This is a genomic window from Streptomyces sp. NPDC096040 (assembly GCF_040303265.1).
Classification (GTDB): Bacteria; Actinomycetota; Actinomycetes; order Streptomycetales; family Streptomycetaceae; genus Streptomyces.
Map to the genome: position 1 here is coordinate 1 of NZ_JBEOTA010000077.1, position 5,954 is coordinate 5,954.

Annotated in this window: 6 protein-coding genes and 3 pseudogenes; 6 read left to right on the forward strand and 3 right to left on the reverse strand. The window is 68.2% G+C overall.

What is annotated here, in order from left to right:
- Positions 1 to 446: 446 nt before the first annotated feature.
- Both ABTY98_RS41830 and ABTY98_RS41835 read left to right on the forward strand, forming a co-directional pair.
- Positions 447 to 626: pseudogene (locus ABTY98_RS41830) on the forward strand (acyl-CoA desaturase); the annotation flags it as partial.
- Positions 627 to 669: 43 nt separating this feature from the next.
- Positions 670 to 1,068 (forward strand): DUF5994 family protein, encoded by a 399-nt coding sequence (locus ABTY98_RS41835; RefSeq protein ID WP_352226415.1) that lies wholly within the window; start codon positions 670 to 672, stop codon positions 1,066 to 1,068.
- A gap of 67 nt (positions 1,069 to 1,135) precedes the next feature.
- Here ABTY98_RS41835 and ABTY98_RS41840 read toward each other — a convergent pair whose 3' ends face one another.
- Together ABTY98_RS41840 and ABTY98_RS41845 are read right to left on the reverse strand one after the other, a co-directional pair.
- The gene (locus ABTY98_RS41840; RefSeq protein ID WP_352226416.1) at positions 1,136 to 1,663 is read right to left on the reverse strand and encodes a DUF5994 family protein; all 528 of its coding nucleotides are present in this window, start codon (positions 1,661 to 1,663) and stop codon (positions 1,136 to 1,138) included.
- Positions 1,664 to 1,817: 154 nt separating this feature from the next.
- Positions 1,818 to 2,069, reverse strand: coding sequence for a hypothetical protein (locus tag ABTY98_RS41845; RefSeq protein ID WP_352226417.1), 252 nt, complete (start codon positions 2,067 to 2,069; stop codon positions 1,818 to 1,820).
- Between the two features lie 178 nt (positions 2,070 to 2,247).
- Here ABTY98_RS41845 and ABTY98_RS41850 point away from each other — a divergent pair, with 178 nt between their 5' ends.
- The 3 genes and pseudogenes from ABTY98_RS41850 to ABTY98_RS41860 all read left to right on the forward strand — a co-directional run bounded on the left by ABTY98_RS41850 (position 2,248) and on the right by ABTY98_RS41860 (position 3,471).
- Entirely contained in the window at positions 2,248 to 2,733 is a 486-nt protein-coding gene (locus ABTY98_RS41850; protein ID WP_352226418.1) for a DUF5994 family protein, read from the forward strand.
- Between the two features lie 99 nt (positions 2,734 to 2,832).
- A pseudogene (locus tag ABTY98_RS41855) lies at positions 2,833 to 3,135 on the forward strand (SpoIIE family protein phosphatase); the annotation flags it as partial.
- 87 nt (positions 3,136 to 3,222) lie between these two features.
- Entirely contained in the window at positions 3,223 to 3,471 is a 249-nt protein-coding gene (locus ABTY98_RS41860; RefSeq protein ID WP_352226419.1) for a hypothetical protein, read from the forward strand.
- A 238-nt stretch (positions 3,472 to 3,709) separates the two neighbouring features.
- Here the strand turns inward: ABTY98_RS41860 and ABTY98_RS42480 are convergent.
- Positions 3,710 to 4,808: pseudogene (locus ABTY98_RS42480) on the reverse strand (IS110 family RNA-guided transposase).
- Positions 4,809 to 5,489: 681 nt separating this feature from the next.
- On the opposite strand from ABTY98_RS42480, the gene ABTY98_RS41875 reads away from it, so the two are divergent.
- Positions 5,490 to 5,900, forward strand: a complete 411-nt coding sequence (locus tag ABTY98_RS41875; protein ID WP_352226421.1) for a hypothetical protein — start codon at positions 5,490 to 5,492, stop codon at positions 5,898 to 5,900.
- Positions 5,901 to 5,954: the final 54 nt, after the last annotated feature.

A 5,954-nucleotide genomic window follows, 5' to 3' on the forward strand; every position in this document is an offset into this window, starting at 1 on the left:
ATCGAGTACGAGGAGAAGCACTACGCCAACCAGGCAACGACCGAACAAGTGAACCTGAAACCACGTCAACCCGCCCTGACCAGCTAGTCATCCGCTCCCGCGCAGCGGGGGAACCTCACATCAGTAAGGTTCCCGCGGCTGGGCGAGACGGGAAGGCGCGATGCTTCGCCGTGTGTGCGGAGTGGCATGGCTCTACGTCGTGCTGCCAATCGACGTCCGGCGACGGTCCGTGTCAACGCGGTGGCCACGTGACCGGCCCGTCTCGTTTCGGAGCGTGCGGGAGTACGGTGAAGGCAGCGAGGGCCCTTCGTATGTCGGTATCGGACCGGTCTCGTCCTCGCGGCTCCCATCACGGGCCTGACCCTGGCCGCGCCATCCGCACCGAGGCCGAGGAGCCCCGCATGTCGTTGCATTTCCCCTGTGTCCATGACGGCGATTCCGTCGGACTCTGCCTCGGCGAGAGCTGGCACAACCTCCACCACGCCGACCCCACCAGCGCCCGGCACGGCGTCGACCGCGGCCAGAACGAACCGGCGGCCGCCGTCATCCGCCTCCTCGAACGCCTCGGCTGGGTGTACGACGTGCGCCGGCCGACTCCGGCCCGCGTCGCCGCCCCTCGCGCCTGACGCCAAACATTCACCCGCGTATGCCAGTTGCCAGGAGCCCGTCATGACCACCGCACTGCAACCCCCGCTTCCCTCCCACCCCGTCCTGCGCCTGCGCCTGGCGCCCCACGGGGGCACGCCCCGGCCCATCGACGGAGCGTGGTGGCCGCGCTCGTACGACCTGCTCGCCGAACTCCCCCGGCTGCTCGCCGGATTGCCCCGCGCGTGGGGCAACATCAGCAGCGCCACGGTCAACGGACCCATGTGGTCCATGCCGCCCGGCCGGATGCTCGTAGCCAACCAGGTCGTACGACTGCACAGAAGCCTGACGGCATCCGCCCCGCACACCATCGTCCTGCTCGCTCCCGGCCGGGGGCGCTGGGATCTGCTGGTCGTGCCTCCGGATACGACCGTGGAGGCCGCCGAACCGCTCATGGCAGCCGCCGCGGGCGATCACGCCTGATCCGGCCCCTCACAGACTGCCCGGCCCATCCCCAGGGCACTGACGGCCAGGGCGGTGACGCCGTTCGTCACATCCCCGCCACCAGTCGACCGGGCCGTCCGGTGTCGGCCGCGTACGACGAGGAAGTGTCGTTGGTCTGCTCCGCCATCAGGAGAGCGGTCGCGGTCAGCTGCGGGCCGGTGCTCGCGCTCGCGGCGGCCATCAGCCGGGCGGCCGAGGGGGCACTGGTCTCCGGCGGAATCACCAGGAGGTCCCAGCGGCCGGCCGTGTGGGACAGCAGCAGGATCTTGTGCGGATCCAGCTCAGAGGTGAACCAACCGACCTTCACTACATGGCCGTTGACGAAGATCTTGCGCGGGGTGATCGGCCAGTAGCGGGGGTTGACGGCGACACGGGTGATCCGTCCCCACAACGGGTCCAGTACGTCGGCCAGCGCAGCGAGCTCATGTGTCAGGTCACGGGAGCGAGGCCACCAGGCCCCGTCCAACTCGCCCCGTCCAGGGGAGGGACTCACGGCTTTCAGTGCGAGGCGCGCGGTCGGCACCCTGAAGGGCACGGCATACAGCGGGAGATGGTCGGTGGTCGCGGACATCATGCGAACCCGTCTCCGGACCCCTGCGCGTGGGCAGTTGCCCGGAACCGTTGCTCACCAGGAACGACACCGGCATCCGGGCCGATGTGCGAAATGGCTCCCAATGAGTTCACGCTACTCCCCGAAGAGGCCGAAAGGACCGCTCCTGGGCATCGCCTCACTGCGGTCGGCGGTCCTCCCCCGAGGAGCGGCTGGTCTCCAGCCAGGACCGCGCCGGTTCCGCCGCGCGCGTGGTGTCCACGGTGAGTTGGAGACGCGTCCCTCCCGTGGAGCCCGCAGGATAGCTGCGCTGCTCGGTGGTGGCGAAGCAGCGGCGGAGAACCTCCGCGACGCGACGGGCGACCTCGGGGAAGGCGGCGACGATGCGTACGTCGGCGTGCCCGTCCGAGGGTGTTTCCGCGGGCTGCATGGCGACCTCGTTGTGTGGGCACGGATCTGATCAGTGGACTCGATCTTTCACTCTACTCTGGCGCTTCTTGCAGCCCACCCGTGCGACCGCCGGGCTTCCCGGCCGCCGCGAGCCGCGGAGTACCGTGAAACGAAGAACCTACTTGTGTTTCTCGCTGGCAGACAGGTAGACGAGTGCGATGCCCGACTCCGACTCCCCACGCGTGACGAGGCTCCTGCCGGACACCGTCCACCAGGCGGTGAAGGCCGGGACGGCTGTCATACGGCTGGAGACGACTCACGACCGGCAGGGAGTTCTCGACGGGGCATGGTGGCCTCGGTCCCGTGACATCGCCGCCGAGCTTCCCGCGCTGATCGCCGCACTGCCCGAGCACCTCGGGCCGATCACACGTATCGGCCTGGACACCGCCGCTTGGGAAGAACTGCCGACGCGGCTGATCCTCGACGACCGCGTCGTACGCATCGACTCCTTCCCGGTCGGCGACGACACCGTCCTCATCACCCGAGGCGATCAGGACCACTTCTCCCTCCTCGTGATCCCGCCGCACGCGACGCCCGACGCGGCGCGCGCCGCGACGGCCGAAGCCATCCGCGCCGACAACGTGACGCAGGCCGAACGGATCCTCATTGACACCGGCACCGACCGGGCAGCGTCGGAGACGTGACGGCGGTCAGAGGCGACCGTCGGGCCGGTCCCGTACCAGCGCCGGGATGTTCGCGGTGTCGAAGCAGCCCGAGATGACCCGTGCGTCGAGCTCCACATCGTCCGCTTCGGCGGCGACGAGCCCCAGCTCAGCGAGCAGACGCTCCAGGTCGGCGACCGGGTGCTGTGCTTCACCGACGGCTGATCGAGGAGCACGATGTCCGCGGCGAGCAGTTCGGCGAGGAGCAACTCATCGCCTGGGTCAACCGCATCGAGCATGCCGAGGGAAGGGGTTCGGGCGGTGGTGCGCTCCCTCTCCCACAACCTGATCCGGAAGCGGGGCGGGATCACCAGCGACGACGCGACCCTCTTCCTGATCGAGTGGCGCGGGGGTGCCGCCGACCACCTTGCCATCCTGGAGTGAGCCGATACCGCCCGACTGGTGGTGCGGCCGTGGGCGGTGACTCTGGCATGTCACGCGAGAAAACCGCGAGGGATCTATCGTCGAGGTATGAGCGTGTTCATCAAGCTGGTGGAGAACCGGCCCCCCAAGGAATACGCGGAGCTGGCGGCTGCAGATATCTCCTACGACGACATCACCGAAGGTGAGTCGCCCGCCACGTACGAGTACGACCTGCTTCCGAGCGGCGCATTGCGGATCCTCAGGGTGACCAAAGGCGAAGCCGCTGTCGTCGAATCGATCTACGCTCCCGGACTCTGGTTCCGTGTCCAGGGGCAGTGGCGCGGTAATGCGGAATAGCGGCACTCTGGCGGCGGCTGCGCGCTGCCGGCGGCTGGGCCCGGTCAGCAGGCGTATCGTGGATTGTGGGTTGCGCACTCTCACGTGTTGCGCCTGAAAGGACGGCCCCGGCGGTTTCACCGGGGCCGTTTCAGGGATCACGCTGAGCATGCCGGCGGCGCGGTTACACGGGCGCCATGGCCGCCCTCGGAGTCCCAGACCGCTTCTCGGGCCTGGTCGGCTTCTGTCACGACTGCCCCTATAACGAGGGTTGCGACTGCACAGGTGTGACCAGGTGGAAGACCTCCCGGGCCGCGTAGCGCTTGAGACTTCGGGCGATCTCGCGCCGAGTTTTGCCCTCCTTGCTGCGGCGTTCGTAGTAGTCCCGGGTGCGCGGGTCGACGCGCAGGCGGGTCTGCACGATCCGGTGCAGGGCGGCGTTCGCTTGCCGGTCGCCTCCGCAGTTGAGGCGACGGTACTGCCGACTGCCCGAGGAACGCTCGACTGGGCTGACCCCGCACAGCGCCGCAAAGGACGCCTCACTGCCCAGGCGTTCCTGGTTGTCCCCGATCGTGATCAGCAAAGTGACGGCGGTGTCCGGACCGATGCCCACCACCTCGAGCAGCTGCGGAGCATGGCATTCCACCAGCCGGGTCAGGTGGCCTTCCAGCTCCTGGACCTCGTCGCTGAGCTGCCTGATGCGCCGGGCCAGGAGACCCAGGGTGACGTGGGTGGCGTGGAGCACCGATCCCTCGCCAGCCTCGTGGTTCAGGCTGTCGTCGACGAGCCCTGCACAGGTGCGGATGAGCTCTGCGTTGCCCAGCCCGGCCAGTTCCTCCCTCAGCTGCGGATCGGCACGGATGAGGACGGCCTTGAGCTGGTTGATCGCCTGGGTGCGGGCCTTGACCGCCGGTCCTTGGCCAGTTTGTACATCCGGGCGATCTCCACTGGCCCATAGCCCGTCTTGGCCTGGGCGCGCGCCCGCCCGCTCAGCACCGCCCGGGCCGCGTTCTCGGCATCGAGCGGGTCGGACTTGCCGCGCCGACGGCGGTCGGCGCGGTCGAACCGGTTCACATCGAAGACGTCCACGCCCTGGGCCAGCAGATAACGTGACAGGGCAGCCCCGAAGGAACCGGTACCTTCCACTCCGGCCCGCCGCACCGTACCCGACGCCCTGGCCCACCCCAGCAGGTCTCGGTATCCAGCCGCACTAGCCGGGACTCCTCGGTGCCGGTCGCTTCCCCCACCAAGGAGGGCACAGCGGCCACATGGGCATCCCGATGCGTGTCCACTCCCAGGGCCACCTCCCTCGCCGACCGGCGGCGACGAGAACCCGGAGCGGAAGGTGTGCCGATCACGCTCGTTCCCTTTCAGACCGACGGCTTATCGCTAGCCGGCACCGGGCCGTGCGGACGGTCAGAATCGTGATGACGCCATTCCGGCAAGCCCCTATCGAGACACGCCCGGTCAGCCCTAGACCAGCAACGCACCGCCCACGGCCGGTGGTCGACACAGTGTGAGCAGGACACTCCGGTCAGGCATCTCAGGAGTCAGACCCCGCCGCAGGACAGCACCCACCTACCGTTCTCCGTCTATCCGGCTTGCAGCCACGTCAGCTCGCTCGTTCGGACGAATCGAGTCGAAGCACCGGTCGTCTACCAACGGAACTGACACCATGCCGCCGTCGTACGTCACTTCGAGTCGAAGGCGGGCCATTGGAACGGCAGGTCAACGAGCGGCAGCTCTCGGTGTTGCAGTGGGTGGAAGCCGGGTGCCCTGCCGGCGTATGGGAGACCAACTCCTACAAGACCACCTGTCAGGCACTGCACAACCGGGGCCTAGTCACGGTCTCCCGGAAGGCCGGGCAGTGGAGCGTCGCCCTGACGAGCGCCGGCCAGCACTACCTGGCACACGGCACATACCCTCCCCGCGGATCACGCCCGCGGAAGCCCCAGGCCGCCACTCCACGACCCCAGTCCACCCGAGCGCAGGCAACTCCGACCTCCGGGCGGAAGCCAAACCCTCCATCACAGCCTCGTGTGACGCTCACGGAGCAGCTATTACAGGAGCTCGCAGAGGCCAGCGGCCGAATCGTCAAGAGCGGCAGCGGTCCCGACTTGGAGAAGTGGCCGTCCCGCGTCGCCGCAGCACGCAGGTCCGGAAGGGTTCCGGAGACGAAGGAGCTGTACGGAAGCTGGTGCCGTGACGGGTATGAGATCAAGCTCGTCGACATCCCCGCCTGGCGCCTTGCCGTCCTCGACCCCGTCCCCGTGCCCTCGCGGCTCACTCGGCCGCACGCCGTTGTCCGAGCCATGCAGAACGAACGCCAGCCGCTCGGCCTGACCAAGCCCGTCCAAGGACGCGCTCTCCGGCTCATCCAGGCACTGATCACCGCCGCCGAGGCCGAAGCCCTCTCTGTCAAAGTAGATCGAGTCAGGCATACTGGATGATTCATTGAGTCGAGGGCGGAGAAGGAGTAGTGCCCGGGTGGCCAGCACGAATGA

Bases quoted from the DNA above. Each gene is read 5' to 3' on its own strand.
- ABTY98_RS41835 (WP_352226415.1), top strand. From the start codon at position 670: ATGACCACCGCACTGCAACCCCCGCTTCCCTCCCACCCCGTCCTGCGC.
- ABTY98_RS41840 (WP_352226416.1), bottom strand. From the start codon at position 1,663: ATGATGTCCGCGACCACCGACCATCTCCCGCTGTATGCCGTGCCCTTC.
- ABTY98_RS41845 (WP_352226417.1), bottom strand. From the start codon at position 2,069: ATGCAGCCCGCGGAAACACCCTCGGACGGGCACGCCGACGTACGCATC.
- ABTY98_RS41850 (WP_352226418.1), top strand. From the start codon at position 2,248: ATGCCCGACTCCGACTCCCCACGCGTGACGAGGCTCCTGCCGGACACC.
- ABTY98_RS41860 (WP_352226419.1), top strand. From the start codon at position 3,223: ATGAGCGTGTTCATCAAGCTGGTGGAGAACCGGCCCCCCAAGGAATAC.